Source organism: Halomonas sp. 3D7M (assembly GCF_014897885.1).
In the GTDB taxonomy this organism is placed as follows: Bacteria; Pseudomonadota; Gammaproteobacteria; order Pseudomonadales; family Halomonadaceae; genus Vreelandella.
On the sequence record NZ_JABUZF010000269.1, the window covers coordinates 71,173 to 86,936 of the forward strand.

Here is a 15,764-nt window from a genome sequence, read left to right on the forward strand (position 1 = left end):
TGATGAGCTTTTAACGACTGACTGCCTCTCAAAGGCTAAAGCAATCTGGTTTGCCCGGAAGCGATAAACTTATACCCCATAGCCTTATAGCCTTTCTCACGCTTTCGGAACATTCGCTCAAGCATAGGCAGGCCAGTATCCAAGTAATCATAGACAGTGACTTCTAGTTTGCCTTCGGTGTCTCGATGGAGTCTGCCTGCATACTGTGACAGCGTTCCTTTCCATGCGATGGGCAGAGCTAAAAACAGGGTGTCCAGTCGAGGCAAGTCAAAGCCTTCTCCAATGTATTTCCCAGTTGCAACGATGACTTGAACCCTATGCAACTCTTTTTCTGCCAACTGGCGCTCTTTGACGCGCATCCCACCACGTAAGATAACTGACGATATGGATTCAGCATCCAGCAGTGTCGCCAAGGTCTCGGCATGTTCTCGTCGTTCCGTCAGCACAAGGCAATTTGCTTGGTTGTGCGCACAGCTTGCAACATCCTGAACAATGGCCTCATTTCGGGCGCTGCTCTGGGCAAGCCAATGGTAAACCGATGCGATATGGGGCCGCACACTAGGCTGGCAGATGTGGGTGGGTGGCGTTTCGTGATGCTCTCGAACAATGACGTGTTGGATAAATCGGTTACTGTGGTGCGCCTGGGCTTTGTGACGAATGGGCCCTGCAACCATCAACATGATTTTTTGGTGGCCATCCTGACGATCAGGCGTTGCTGTCAAACCAATGACGTATCGAGCGCTGACCTCATTAAGCAACATCTCGTAACGTGGCGCTGAGATATGATGGCATTCATCGATGATGACTTGCCCGTACTCCTTGACCTGCTTCGAGACTGTATTGTCTTTCTTATTGATCAAGCTTTGGTAAGTGGCAACGTCGACCTGCCCAGTAGGTTTCTTTTTACCGCCGCCAATTACACCGATGAGCGCACCCTCAAGGAAGGTGTCGAGTCGCTCCTTCCATTGATCAAGTAGCTGACGACTGTGCGTGAGGATCAGTGTGTTGACTTGCCGCCTGGTTATCACGCCAATAGCCGTTACGGTTTTACCGAAAGCGGTCGGTGCATGAAGTATTCCGGTATCGTGTTGGATAAGTGCCTGCACCGCCTTGTCCTGGTCGCTACGCAGCGTTGCTTTTAGGCTGACTCCAGGTAAAAACTGGCCTGATATTCTACGGTCATCAATGTCCACCGTGATTCCCTGTTTCAGCAGCAGATCTTGAAGCTCATCCAAGCAGCCTCTGGGAATAGAAAGATAACCTTGCTCAATATGGGCGCATGATATGTAGCGAGGGATGCCATGCGTCGAGAAACGAAGCGACTGTGTTTTGAAAAATACAGGATTAGCAAAGCTGGCCATTCGCTTTATTCGTGTCGCCAATGTTCCTGGAATGCCTGATAACTTTATATAAATGTGACTGGTCAGGATGAGCGTGATGCTTTCAGGACATCCAGAAAGCTTCCCTGTATCAACCGGTAACGTTGACTCCCACGGCAACACAGTATCTACAGTCACACCGGAATTAGCCTCATTGCCGATCAGCTCTTCAAGTTGAGCTGATGCAAGTGTCTGTTGCTGACTGAGCAGTGCCCATTGATCCGGGTATGGCGCAAAGTTGTCGTCGACGAAGACGGTGCATCCGCGACTTCGCGCCTCGTGTTGAAGCGGCAGGGCAATCAGATTGCCAAACCCACCATCAGGCATGGTGTCTTGGTTGGGAAATAGCCGGTCATAGGAGTCGAAGGATAAGCCTGGATGAAGCTCCATGGCCTTATCCAACAATTTGAATCCCAACCTCCTCGCTGACGAAGCTTGAACAGCTTCTGAAAAGAAAACCCATAGATGGGCACCCGCACCGGACCGAGAAACCTCCATAAGATAGGGTACGCCTTCACCACGACAGGCCTGGGCTAGTGCACGAACATTCGCTTTCCAGTCCCCCTTATCAAAATCCGCCGCCAGCAAGTAACAAGAGCTATCCGGCAGTAAAGGGTAAAGGCCGGTCACATGTTTGCCAGACAGGTGGTCATAAACTGCATCAAAATCGAGGGGCTTGAAATTTTTGTGTCGACATTCTCCGCACTTGATCCTTGGTTTCTGACAGATGACCGGCATCCACTCGTTCGCACAAGCGACAGCATAGCCGGAACGACCGCCGGAACTCTGCCAGCGAACCGCATAAACATCCTGCCTGCCTCGAAAGAGTTTTCGGTATACTTCAACTTTCTGGCCAGGGGTGAGTAGCGGTAAATCATGTCGGTTTGCAGAGCGATACAGCTCTTGCTTTCGAGAAAGGAGAGCAGCCTTTTCTTGTTCAAGCTCTGATAGTCTCAGCTCAATAGTGACGAGTTCTTGATCTGTACGGATACCTACCTCGTGCCCAGTAAAGCTATAGGGGTCTACGGTTTAACAGGTTAGAGACGCTTATTTGTAGTCTAGCTTATCGTCAGCACTCGGCTGACAGACCACACTCGTCACCATAAAAATTTACGGCGATCTATTTTGATATAATAGTAATGCATTGGACTGACAACACTGAGGCATGGTGTGACAAAGTTGGTAATATCGAAGATCAAACCCCCTTCCGGAGCGCTCGCTGAGATCGAGCGAGTCAACATTAACATTGCCAATCAATTGCCCGTGTCGTCATGGCTGGATGCTGAATTAGCCGATACCTTACTTGCCTACCATCCCGTTTCTGTGCAAAAGGTATCGAGGCATTACGAAGTGGTCAGTGGATTTCGCGCGTTTCATGCCGTTAGTGCCTTGCTGGATCCAGAGGCTTCCATCTCGGTAGGCATCACAGATGCTCACGAATCTGATCTGGTCAGAGGAGCGTTGTTTGAGCTTATTAGCCATAGCCTGATGCACTGTCCTGAGGCTGTGGATGCGAAAGAGCGCGTCTATCGACAGTTAAAAGAGCTCTCCATTACGCTGCGTAAGACGCACGGCATCAAGGTGCCTAAGAGTCTGTCCACACGCAATCTAAAGGCATTAATGGGACTAGAAGAGCGCCGCATCACGCATTCAAGGAAGCGAAAATCAGAACTCCAGCGGATCATGGAGTCCCAGTGACATGGTGATGCAAGCAGATTTGGAGAAATTGGCAACTTTGAGTAGCGTGGAGCTTTCCAGAATAGAAAAGCTGCTTGCGCTGCTGAAAGCGCCGGATGATCTAACCCACCTTCTCCTAGTTATGGAAAACTTGAACCGTGCTTTACAAGCAGTTCAAAGAAGCCAAAAAATTCGGGAGGATCTTGATGATGCGACCGAGAAAAAGGAGGAGAAAGGCCTCTTTCATTACCTTCCTGTCATTACCCAGATTATCGCCGTGCTGAAGGGATTTGATCGCGAAAGCTGCCCAGAGACGTGGTTAGATCAGTCGGGGAAGCAGCGCGGCATTATCAATGACCACCCTGAATGGGCGATGCTGATTCTTACCCCCGATGCTGAGTGCTATGGCAATGATGCGTATTGGCAGCATACCGGTGTAGTTATGGCGTGCTCAGCCGTTCAGCGAAAGCGGCACCAAGCGCATATTGGTTCCGAAATCACCGCTGCTTGTCGTGATATCCGGACGATTGGCAATGGCAAGAAGTCTCTCGGGCTGTTGGTAGAGATTGAGATGGACGCCACGCTCAAAAGCTACCGTCAACAATATTTGCTAAAGAGCGACGAGATCCTCGAGCCGCTGTCGGGTATCGAGCTGCTCGTTCGAAAAGTACTCGACCATAAGGGAAAGACGAGAGACGGTGGAGGTGGGGGTGGCCACCCGGCCCGAACGATCGAGCGGCGCGTTGATGTGTCGGATTCGGATGACGAGGAAAATGAGGGGCCAGAAAAGTCGATGCAACTGTTGGAATCGGCCGGTGACGAGCAGGCGCAGGGCCGTCAGCGTGCCGCCGGTTTGCACCCCAAAGAATCCCAGACACTGCGTGCTGTTTCCTTCACGGAAAGTAAAGCATCACCGACATTAGGGTTTGATCTAAGGGACTTGATCCGGCGCCAGAGCAGCCGTATCCAACATATCAGCCAGTCCAACCAGAGGCTTCCTTTTCGCTACGCCAGCTTAAGTCGGGTCGAGCTATCGCTGGCAGCGAAAGCAGCTTTCGAGCTATTTACGGGCCGAGGCCGCTTTGAAAAGCGTGATGACGAAGATGTCTATGCCGGTCTACTGCTGCTGTTGATGATCTGGCTTGGACGTCCCGTCGAGCAGATTCTGGGGATGCGGGTCTATAACCATCGACATGAGCTACCGAAACACCGCAAGGACGTACTCGCTTTTTTGATTGAAGAGCACGCCTTTGTGCTCCCCATTCCGTCGCCGGAGTGGCTCCAGGACGACGCAAAGAAACTGCTCTTTACAGCCGGTGGGAGCACGCCTGCATTGGTGGATGAGGTGGTAGTGGTCGCCAGTCCCGTGCGGATGGGGAAGTTTATCTCGCGTCTCAGCTTGGTGCGGAAAAGTCGGACAAAATATCGCGAATTGTTTCCCGAATGGCGTCATGGCGGCATTGAGGAGGCAATGCGGGTGGCGGTTTCAAAGATCAACCGCACCCACCGTATGCGGCTGACACCCCGTCGGATCAGTCAAGCGCTATTCGATGAGATCGTCGGCCACTCCAGCGATTGGGTTGATGCTTACCTGTTGACCGGGCACCGTTTCACCGTCGCTGATGTGGCCGCACATTATTACAGCGTGCCGGCTGGCTATCTTGAGACACTCTATCATGCTGCTGCTGTTTCGCTGCGTAACAGCATCTATCAGTACCTTAGCGTGGAAGAGAAGCATTACTACGCCTTCAAACAAGTCGTTCAAAACAAGGGTGACCATGGCAGTAAGCTGAACCTCAAACCGATATTGCTGACACGCCTGGTCAAACACTTGAAAGGCGAACTGCGGGCAGCTAGGCGTCTTCAGCCTGGGGAGGAGAGTTGGCGACAAACGCATAATCACTACGTGGCTTATATCGCTTTCTGGATACTGTTCGCGACGGGCTACCGTGCTGTCAATGACTTGGTTTTTCGCTGGCGGGAAATCGACTTTGCGTCCGGTTTTCTGGCCATTTCCGACAAGGACGACGAAGCGATGAGTCAGGCACGGGTGGTTTGGCTGTTGCCGGAGTTGCGTGATCAAATACGCCAGTATGCGAGCCACTTGGAAGTGCTACAGGCCCGGTTTTATCAACGTGCGTCTCTTTACGAGCACCTCGAAGCAGTGTTGAGTGAGCCTCAGCCAGACGTGCCGCTGATGTTTTTTATCAGTGACAGCTGGCAGATGGTTCAGCTTTCTCCAGAGAATCTGCGGCGCCACGTACCGCTCTTTACGCTGCCAGTCAACGCAAGTCGGCACTATCTTCGCAGTGCTTTGCGTGCTGAAGGGGTTCGTGGCGAACTGGTTAATGCCTTTATGGGGCACGCTCAACAAGGGCAGGAGCCGTTTGGCGCTTTCTCTACCTTGACCCCCGTGGAAATGTTTCGGGAGCTAGCGCCTGTCCTCAGTAAAATGCGCCGGGAAGCGGGATGGACAGTGCAGCAGGGGCTAGCGGATGACTGATCATGTCGAGGAAGTTTGGAGCGGCTGGAAGCTAATACAAGTTCCGGAAGGGGCAGGTGGTGCCGAGGCACGCCATCGGCAGCATCTGCTAAATAGGCGTCGTCACCAAATGGCAGTGCTGGAACTGCTACAGGAAACGCACCCTGGCCTTGTCCGCGGTGAATCGGATGTCAGCGTGCCGACGGATATCGCCCAGCAGTGGGAAGAAGCCCTACAAACCGGTGACAACCGTTCAGTCGTCGAAATTCGCAACAAGGTTAACTTCTTATCACTGGGGCTGTCGCGTGGGCAGCGTGAGTTGGGGTGGGACGTGCGCGTTCCAGCGCCGCTGCACCTGGTCAGGCCAGCGGCGAGTCCTTTTACGCCCTTGTCCTTCAAAAATTTAAGCGATTACCGTGACTGGTGCCAGGATGCCGATCATGAGATTCAGCAGCCAGACTTTCAGGCGCTTCTTTGGCACGGCAATGGAAAAAAGGGACACCGTCGGCTTGAGCCTGAAATGATCAGTTGGGGGCTGTTTCTTTATTGTGTGATTGCCAATGACGGCCTGCTGGGCAGCAAGCACCTGAACTCACTACCATTGGCCACCACTACATTGGCAGTGCACGGGGCTTCTGCCTGGTTGGTGCTGCATGAGACAGTACCGGAAGGCATGCCAAAATCGAAACGGGTGTTGCCACGTAGCCGTTGGCTGTTGGGAGTGTCGGCCTTAGCGGTGTTGATGCGCCACATTCAGCATTTTGGCCACCCTGGCGAGAAGTGTGGCGGTTATCAGCAGGCGAGGACTTATACCCAGACGGCTTGGCTGCATTTCTGTGGCGCTTTAAAGACTGAGCCGGTGTCACTTCCGACGTTTAGCGAGCATGCCTCGACCGCCTTTCGCTTACATGTACCGGCTTATATCGTGAACAGCGCACACGGCAAACACCCAAGCACGTCAATTGCTGAAGAGCGTTGGCATCAGCTGCTCACCGGTGGGTACGTAAAGCATGCCAAGCCAAAAGCCGAGCAGGAGGATGTGCTTCCAGGAGAAGGATCCGGGCTAACGCCAATGGTGACCGAGCGTTGTGAGCGGGACCAACCGTTATATGAAGGGCGTGCGCTGCTGAAATCGTTACACGATACGCTCTATAAGCGTCGTAACCAGAAACGCCTCAGGTTTCGAGACCTTTCTCGCGAGCTGGAAAGTGCCATTGTTGCTTCTCAGCGTATGGCTCCCACCGTTGAATGCCTGTGTCGCTGGCTGCTGTTCTTGCATCAGAAGCAGAAGCGAAAGCAGTCGACGCTGTACAAGTATCTCGGTGTAAGCATGCCGCTTCTGCAGGCTTTGGGGGAGACGCCGGTTGATCAGGACCGGATGGATGCGCTCATTGAGGCCTATCAGTTCGTGGTCGAACAGGCCAAGACCGAGAAAAACCGCCACTACCGTTGGACGGTGTTGCGCTCATTCCATTCTTTTCTTGTGATTGATCAAGGCCTGGCCAACGTCTCTATGGTGTTTGCTGACGGTGGGGCAACTATCGCGCATCACGCCGATGCCAATTGTCTGTCAGAGGATGAGTATCGTCTGATAGCTAGCTTTCTGGCCTCCCGCTCGTCAAACATCATGGGGCAAATTCGCTATTGGGTATTTGTGCTTGGATTTCGCGCTGGTCTCAGGATAGGAGAAGCACTTTCCATTCAGTTAGATGATGTCTTGCTTCATCAAGAGGTGCAGAATACCGACGTTACCCTTCTGGTTCGTAACAATGAGTATGTGGGGGTTAAGAGCCATGATTCACGGCGGCAGCTTCCGCTTCATTATCTGCTGACGGACAGCGAGCTGGAAGCATTCAAGGCCTTCATCGCCAATCGACAAGAGGTGTCCCTTCACGGTCGAGTCATGCTGTTCGGTGAGGGAAGTGGTTCGGTGGCTCCACTACGCGATGATGAGGTGCAGGCAGAGATCCACGAAGCCATGCGACGTATCACCGGGGATTACAGTCTGCGCTTTCATCACCTGCGTCATTCACTGGCTAACTATCTGTTGCTCTCTTTTCATGGGGTGGAGATACCCTGGTCAGGGCCTTCCCATCATGCTTTTCTTTGGGACAAGGTCGCTGAGGGGCCCACGCGATCAGGGCTGTACTTTATCGCGCAACTGATGGGGCATGCGTCCCCCGATGTGACATTACGAAGCTACTTGCACTTTACCTGCCTGCTCCTTGACCATTACTGCCACAAGCAGTCCTCCTCGATGGAGAGCTGTATTCCGAGCCACGCAATTGCTCAGTTGGAACCCTTGGCCAACGTGCTCCAAATCAAGCCGGCGACCCTGCGTAAATGGAAAGAGCGTTTCGGGGGAAAACCGCCACGTTGGCTTAAAAAGGCCTTTCCCAAATGTTCTGTGATAGACGTAGCTCAGCAGGCGCTAGCCCCCTATCCTGAATTGCCAGCCAAGATACTGCTTGAGCGCCAAGGTCTGAGTCAGCTATCGCTGGAGCAGGTCGCCGCTGCGCTGGATGCTTTGTATCAACGCGATTTTGACGACGTTGAGCATATCTTTAATTTGTGTAAAGGCGAGGCAGAGCGGCTAACGTCTTGCGCGCGGCGGGTTCTAACAGCGCGCACGCGGCAGGGGATGAGCGCGTTTCGTCACTACCGGATGACGAAAGGTAAGCAGTCAGCACCGAATGATTTTGCCCACCCACGCCTGGCAATGCCGCGCTCGCTGGCGGAACGCCCAGTGGCGAATGCGATGTACCAAGCCATCTGGTCGTGGTGGTTTAGCCATCATCCGGATGAATTGCGTAGGCATCTTCGTTTGTTCTACCGCTACCACCGTGCCACCGACGGTCATGTATGGATTCGCGATGCCGATGATGGCTTGGCCTTTGTGAGTTGGGTGCTGGGTCTGGATGCTCGCATCAGAGCAGTCGTTGAGCTGACACCCAGTGCGCGATCGTCCCTGTCTGAGAAGCAGCAGCTGAGTGAATGGAAGAAGCGGCTTCCCTCACATCAACATAAGGTGGAATGGCAAGCTAAGCGTCCAGGCAACCGTTTTTCAAAACCGCTGGGCACGGGCAACGTTACTTTCTATGTAGTCAATGAGAATAAGCGCTCTCGAAGTGGCTACCCCGTGCGCTATATGCTGGTGATGGCGTGTATCGTAATGGCTACGGTCGCCCAACATGGGAGCTCTAAAGTGAGGTAGGAATAGGCGACACTTCTCCTGCTGGAGTCGCCGTTTGTCCGCTATGCCAAGACCTTGCCAGGACTTTTTGTATCGGTTTTAGTGCATAAGCATCTGTTACTTCTCGATAGACGGGCCTGAACGTTAATCTTTGAGCTTAAGCAGTGCTGCCAGCGGCATCGGTTTAGCAAATAAAAAACCTTGCAATAAATCACAGTGGCGCTGTACAAGATCCTGCTGTTGTTCATAGGTTTCGATGCCTTCTGCCACCACGACTAAGCCTAAATAATGCGCCATGGTGATCACGCCTTGGACAATGGCGGCATTTTTATGGTCGTTGGTTATATCGTGAATAAAGGCGCGGTCAAGTTTGACTTTATGAATAGGCAAATCGCGCAAGTAGCTGAGGCTAGAAAATCCTGTACCAAAGTCATCAAGTGCGACTTTGATGCCCATTAGCTTGAGCTGATTAATCAAGTCGGTTGCTTTATCCGCCCCATCGAGTAGTACGCTCTCGGTGACTTCTAGCTCCAGGGCGTTAGCAGGCAGACCAGCCGCCCACACAGCACGTTGAACATCCCCCAAAAAGCCAGCACGCCTGAACTGTAGTGATGAAATATTAACGGCCACTGGTATAGCTTTGCCTGCGGCATGTAGTTTCGCAGCGTCTTGGCAAGCTTGCTGTAATACCCAGCGCCCTAAAGGGATGATCTGGCCAGTTTGTTCGGCTAGTGGAATGAAAATACCGGGTGAAATTATACCTTTTTGTGGATGATGCCATCGTATAAGGGCTTCCACCCCACGAATGCTCCCACTAGTGGCGTCCACAATAGGCTGATAATAGAGCTCAAACTGCTGCTGCTTCAGTGCTGCCTGGAGATCGTGGCGTAGCATAACCGAGGCTTCAGTCACTTGCTGCTCATCGCCTTGGTACCATTGCCATGTATTGCGGCCTTGCTGCTTTGCTTCACCCATGGCTAGGTCAGCGCGTTGCATAAGTTCATGGGCATGCGCGACTGCGGTGGTATTACATGCAATGCCAATACTGCCGCTGATGTGAATTGACGTGTCGTCGATTTTAAACGGTAAAGAGAGAGTGCCGAGTATCTGCTCTGCTAGATCAATAGCCGCTTGCTCAGTTGGCATTTGGGAGAGCAGTAGAGCAAATTCATCACCGGTGAGGCGCGCGAGAGTGTCACCCGGTGTGATAAGTCGTTGCAGTCGATTGGCTACCTCAATCAACAATTGATTGCCCGTCGGATGCCCAAGCCCATCGTTAATCGCTTTAAAGCCATCCAGATCCAGGTGCAACACTATGAGTTTATGGCCGGTTTTTTGTGCATTGCTAAATGTATATTTTAAACGCTTTTCAAATTCAGAGTAGTTCGGCAGATGTGTAAGCAGGTCGTGGGTGGCTTGATAGGCCAGCTGTGCCTTTTGTTCATGTTGCACCGTTGTATCTTTTACAATGCCGAAGACTCCCTGGGTCACTCCTTCTACAATCATAGGCATGGTGGTTAGGTCAAGAACTTTTATATGCCCATCGCGATGCTTGAGCTGAAAGGTTACTTGTTTTGTCTGGCCTGCTAGCGTAGCGGTAAAGAGCTTCTGTAGTGGTGCTATATCTTGTGGCTCCAATAGTTTAGAAAAATGGTTGCCTAGAATCTCGCTATTGTTGCGACCAGTAATCGTGCTGCAGGCTTTATTTGCATTGGTGATGCACCCCTGGTGATTAAGGGAAAACACTCCATCAGGATGATAGAGGTAAAGTGAGCGAAAGCGCTGCTCAAGGTCGTACTGCGCTTTAATTTGCTGTCTAGCTATGAGTAGCTGGCCAGAATGTTGTCGCACTAATTTAATCAGCCCAAGGCTAAGTGCTAACAAGTAACTAAGCGTTAACCCCGCAATAGCAAAGCTGGCGGGCATGATACTTGCGTTTAATAGTGTCGAGCGAGAGCCCAAGTGGGCATCTAACGTGAGGTGTGCGCCGCCGGGCAAGCCAATATGGCGCCGTTCTAGGTGCGGCAAAGGGCGTGAGGCGGTAGATTGGGGGATCGTATCGTTATGCCGTAACACTAAAAATGGCGTGTCACCACCTACTGAGAGATGGAATTGCGTAAGTAGCACGCTAAGTTCGCGTGTTAACAAATCGATAAGATCTACTTCAGCGGCCACATAATGGCGCTGATTGTTTCCGGTTGGCGCGACAAGCAGCAGAGTGTTTGGATGCTCTTTGGGTTGGAGTGTCCACGCTTCTGGCCACGCCAGTAATAGCATGTCCTGAAATTGATCTAGCGGCTCATTTTGCCAAATAGGGGAGGTGTGCAATTCTGTTGATGTTCGCAGATCGATAAGCTCGCCATGGCTATCAAACAAAGCCACGCTTTTTAAATAGGGTGCATGCTGAAAGTAGGCGTGAACGTCGGGGAGCCAGCCATCGTCGGGTTGCGAAAGCAAAGGGAGGTCGTGCCGCCAAGCGAGACGCTGAATCCACTCCAGTCGCGTTCTCATGGCGTGGCGTGCGTTCAGCGTCGCATTATCCATTAGGGATGTCACTTGGTTTTGTAGAGTATTTTGGGCGCTCCAGCTTAGTGTGTACCACGCAAGACAGCTGGCCATTACCCCTGCTACGACAGCCGTGATGGTAAGACTCCCAAGTGGAAGCAGACGGCGGTTACCGCGCCAAGCTGCCCCAATAAATGCACTACCACCTAATAGTGAATACAATGTGGCGAGTATTGGCCCAGATACAAAGCCTTCTGACCAGCTAAAGCGGCTTGATGGTAACAACAGAAGGAGAAGGGAGAAGCCGCCCATGCCAACGGCTAGTAACCCACAGCCCGCCCACGCTACCCTGTGCCATGGCTTTTTCATGCCCAGTAGGGTACATGCGGCCACCAGCAGCAGTAGAAGTGCAGCCGCTGAGAGGATTCTTGGCCCGCCTGACACCCATGAGACTGATACCCACGGCCCGCCGACCCAGACGTTATGGACTAGCGTATAGAGCGTGATGGCTGCTAACGGAACGGCCGCGACAGCGATTAGCCCACGGTAATGGATTAACCACCCCAGAAGGCAGCAGCCTGCTAATAGGCCGGTTAGCGCTGCATCGGTCACCATTAAACCGCTTAGTGGGTAATCAATGCCTGCCCAACGCCCTATAAGGCCTGTGCTTCCCAGGAGTATAAATGTGGCAGCGACCATAAGCAGGCCAACATCTATCGCAATATCACGTATTCGATAGGGCGCTGTAGCAGTATCATTCGCGCTTGATTTAGCCCTTTTCGCTTGCATGGCTGCTCCCCATTTAGCCTTTGGCAACGTTATTACGTCCTAGGTGCTTCGCCATATATAGTGCGCGGTCGGCACGGGCCATTAAGCTTTCACTAGTATCCTCTAACAGATAGCTTGTCACGCCGATGCTGGCGGTAATCGGCTTAGGCAGCCAGGGGTGTACCTCTATCGCGTGTCGTAATCCCTCTAAGGCTTTGCCTGCTTCTTCAAGTGACGTTTCAGACATGAGAAAGGCAAACTCTTCGCCACCAATTCGTGCAACAAGGTCACTTCCCTGTATGAGAGAAGTGAGTAGTCGAGCTAGCTGTTGCAATACCTGGTCTCCCACTGCATGGCCATAGTTGTCGTTGATAGGCTTGAAAAGGTCTATATCCAGTATCGCTACGCTAAACACTTTTGGAGCCTGGTTGACAAACGCACTTGCTAGCCGTTCTTGAAGGACGAGATCAAAATGGCGACGGTTAGGCAAACCGGTAAGGGGATCGCTGCGAGCTTCCTGAGCCAGTCGTAAAGTGAGACGGTGGAGTTCTTGGTTGTGAGATTCTAGCTTGATACGCATTGACTCCAAAGCGGCAATAGTCTGCCTATTTTCCTCTAATGTGCCCCGATCTGATTGGCGAGACTCTAACCGTTCGCGTTCTAGTTTATCCATACGCGCAATCGGCAGCATGGCCAGAAGCGTTAAGGGCGGGTCAGGCGCGGTTAAACGGCGCGCGCTGGACAGGACTGGAAATGGCTCGCCACTTTCCGTGCGCAGGTTAAGGTGAATTTCATCGACTGCCCCCACATCGCTTAGCCTGAAAGAAAGCACCCCTTGGTAGAGTAGACGCGCCTCAGTGGTAAACAACGTGCTGACTGGCTGGTGGACAAGCTGATTTTCCGCGTAGCCAAGCCAATGGCATAGCGTTTGGTTAACCTGCAGTATACAGCCTTGTCCGTCTACGATGATTAGGCCTGAGGGTGCAAGCTGCCACCAGTGCGCAATGTTCACGGCCTTTGGCGTCATCTATAGTTGCTTCCCTGTTAATGCAAGCCGTGACCGTAGCGCATTAGCCAAGGTATCAGGAGCAGTCATCTGAGGGTAATGACCGCCTGCATCCAGCATGACTAGCTGACTTTTAAGAAGATTCGCTTGTAGATACTGGGCGGCTTCAACCGGCACAATAGCATCGCGAGCAGTCTGAAAGATGACACTGGGTACTGTAACGTGAGGCAGGTGATGCCGGGTATCGCCTAGAAAAATACTTCTGGCCAATGGGCGTAATATGTTGGGTGATATCCTAAGAAAGAGCTGCTTTAAGCTGTGTTGATGTTCGTAAGTAATGGCATCACCTAGCGCCACTCGGGACATCGTACTCACCCATTCGAGGTAGTTTTGCTCCATTAGTCGCATTAAGCCATCAAGCTGCTTCTGGGAGTAGCCGCCGTGATAGTCGGGTGGGTCATCCAGGTAGCGCGCTGAGCTACAGACCAACCCCAGGCGGCTAAATGCCTGAGGACGCAAAATAGATGCTAGCATCCCTATAGTTCCCCCAATTGAGTGGCCCAGCATCATGGCGTTTTCTAGCTGCAGTTCATCGCACAGTGAGGCAATATCCTCTGCATGACCAGTAGGCGTAGTGTGCCGCTGGCAGTCGTAGAATTCCGGTGCCGCGCCGCCGAAGCCTGCTAGGTCGACAAGAATCAGTCTATAGTCGTTCTCAAGTGAGGGAATAAGGCGATGCCAAACTGTTTGGTCACAGCCAAACCCATGGATAAGTAGTAAGGGCGTGGTGCCAAGGCCGTGTTCATTAACATTGAGAAAGTCGATAAGTGACGTCATTCAAGTGCCCGTATTTTTATTATAGTTAATACTATTACGTTAGCATGTGTCGCAGTGCTAGGCATATCAACGCCGTTGAATAACGACAAGGACAGCCCAGTGAAAACTATTTTTATAGAGTTTCAATTCAGTAGCGATTGCCCATGAACGATGAACAGGAAAGTGCAAGATCACGAAGCATCTCGTCTAGCGGCCTTGGTGGAATACCACATTCTGGATACCCCTCAAGACCCCTTATTCGATGAGATTGTGGAATTGGCCGCTATCATCTGCCAGGCTCCGATTGCCGTGATCAATTTCATCGACCGTAATCGGCAGTGGTTCAAAGCGGCTAAAGGGCTTTCAGTGCGTGAAACACCCCTGGATATTTCAATTTGTGCTCACGTTATCTTACAGCCGGGCCTTTTTGTGGTGCCCGATACAACGCAAGACGAGCGCTTTGTAAGCAACCCACTAGTTGCCGGTGATCCCTGTTTACGCTTTTATGCAGGGGCGATACTGAAAAGCCACGATGGTTATCCATTAGGGACGCTTTGTGTGCTTGACTATCATCCTCGAGATATCGACCAGCAACAGCGCTTTGCTCTTCAAGCGTTGGCTAACCAAGTGATGGCGCATATGGAATTAATGCGCTCGCACCGTGAGCAAAAACGTCTAATCGCCGAGTTGGAGAACGCGCGGCGCAAAATGTCGAAATTAGCCGCAACAGATGTGCTTACCGGGTTGCTCAATCGCAGGGCGCTAGAGCGGCGTCTGAATAATACTCTGGCGTCTATAAAGCGTGGGGCCGCTCCAGCGGCGATAGTAATGATCGATATCGATTATTTTAAGCAGATTAATGATACCTACGGCCACCCAGTGGGAGATCGCGTCATCAAGCGCTTTGCAGAGCGCTGCCGTTCAATTGTGCGGCAAGCGGATGTGCTAGCCCGCTGGGGTGGTGAAGAGTTTATGTTACTCATGCCCCATACAACCCTTGATGAAGCGTACCAAGCCGCTAACCGGTTGCGAGAAAAGCTGGCCGGCCATCCGTTGATAGCCAATATCGCCGAGCCGCTCTACGTTACGGCTAGTATGGGGATTTGCAGCCTGGATGAAGCTAGCGACCTTCAAGAGCGGCTAAACGTTGTTGACCAACTGCTTTATCAAGCCAAGGATCAAGGCCGAGACTGCATCGTGTTAGAACAACCATTGTCAGAGACATTAGACACAGCGCTTAAAACTGGTGTGGCTCACTAGCAATTTGCTTTCCTATTTTTCACAGAACCCGTTGTAAAGAATCTTTTTTGCCAAAGGTGGCATTAAATTTCCAGCCTAAATTCCCGCTTTCATCAATCTATAAGTCGTTGCATAGGTGAGATCAAATGCTGGAGTAGACAAAAGGCCACTGCGATAGCAATGGCCTAAAGGTCAGACTTTATCCCTGGAACCGGCGCACAAATCAGTACGCTTACGGTGCTTAATTTATCCTGGTTATCCAGAACCTACTCGCACATACAAACAGTTGATGAATCCGCAAATGCGGTCAGCCGTAGATATTATCTAGGCCAGCCTAGCAGCTTATTGTCTTATCACCTAACCAGCCGTCATTGTTCGTTTTCCTGCTGGGCTTGACCGAGGGCGGCGAGTGCTGAGAGCACTTCGCTGACGCCTTTGACCGGTTTGCGTTTGAACTGTCTGGCCAAACTTTCCGCGCTGTGGGGGCTGGCGGCGAGCATATCGCGCAGCAGGGTGACCTGGGTGGCAAGGTCTTTGGGCCAGCTGGCCTTGGTTTTGTCGGCTACGGGGGCGACTTCTTCCGGGGGCTAGGTAGCCTGAACACAGTGATTAAAAACGCGCCATACAGTTTATATCATAGTCACCTACTTCTAGGTTTTTTGCCAGAATAGCCTTCCTAACCTGGATTTCTCATAGTAC

8 protein-coding genes are annotated in these 15,764 nt (G+C 51.9%); 4 read left to right on the forward strand and 4 right to left on the reverse strand.

All coding sequences use genetic code 11. The features are described 5' to 3' along the window. Positions 1–35: 35 nt before the first annotated feature. A complete protein-coding gene (locus INT22_RS18850) occupies positions 36–2,369 on the reverse strand; it encodes a TOTE conflict system archaeo-eukaryotic primase domain-containing protein (protein WP_193061738.1) in 2,334 nt (777 codons plus the stop codon). Positions 2,370–2,549: 180 nt separating this feature from the next. Between INT22_RS18850 and INT22_RS18855 the strand changes: the two genes are divergently transcribed. From INT22_RS18855 to INT22_RS18865, 3 genes are read left to right on the forward strand one after another with little or no spacing between them, the layout of a single operon-like run. Further along, a complete protein-coding gene (locus INT22_RS18855) occupies positions 2,550–3,077 on the forward strand; it encodes a hypothetical protein (RefSeq protein ID WP_193061696.1) in 528 nt (175 codons plus the stop codon). 1 nt (position 3,078) lies between these two features. Then, positions 3,079–5,559, forward strand: coding sequence for a hypothetical protein (locus INT22_RS18860; RefSeq protein ID WP_193061695.1), 2,481 nt, complete (start codon positions 3,079–3,081; stop codon positions 5,557–5,559). Further along, positions 5,552–8,752 (forward strand): tyrosine-type recombinase/integrase, encoded by a 3,201-nt coding sequence (locus INT22_RS18865; protein WP_193061694.1) that lies wholly within the window; start codon positions 5,552–5,554, stop codon positions 8,750–8,752. Before INT22_RS18860 ends, INT22_RS18865 begins: the two co-directional genes overlap by 8 nt. 123 nt (positions 8,753–8,875) lie before the next feature. On the opposite strand, the gene INT22_RS18870 is transcribed toward INT22_RS18865, so the two are convergent. From INT22_RS18870 to INT22_RS18880, 3 genes are read right to left on the reverse strand one after another with little or no spacing between them, the layout of a single operon-like run. After that, entirely contained in the window at positions 8,876–12,025 is a 3,150-nt protein-coding gene (locus INT22_RS18870; RefSeq protein WP_226912912.1) for a putative bifunctional diguanylate cyclase/phosphodiesterase, read from the reverse strand. A 13-nt stretch (positions 12,026–12,038) separates the two neighbouring features. Continuing rightward, a complete protein-coding gene (locus tag INT22_RS18875; RefSeq protein WP_193061693.1) occupies positions 12,039–13,031 on the reverse strand; it encodes a sensor domain-containing diguanylate cyclase in 993 nt (330 codons plus the stop codon). Beyond that, the gene (locus INT22_RS18880; RefSeq protein WP_193061692.1) at positions 13,032–13,847 is read right to left on the reverse strand and encodes an alpha/beta fold hydrolase; all 816 of its coding nucleotides are present in this window, start codon (positions 13,845–13,847) and stop codon (positions 13,032–13,034) included. A 162-nt stretch (positions 13,848–14,009) separates the two neighbouring features. On the opposite strand from INT22_RS18880, the gene INT22_RS18885 reads away from it, so the two are divergent. After that, entirely contained in the window at positions 14,010–15,086 is a 1,077-nt protein-coding gene (locus INT22_RS18885) for a sensor domain-containing diguanylate cyclase (protein ID WP_319022112.1), read from the forward strand. The last annotated feature ends 678 nt before the right edge of the window (positions 15,087–15,764 follow it).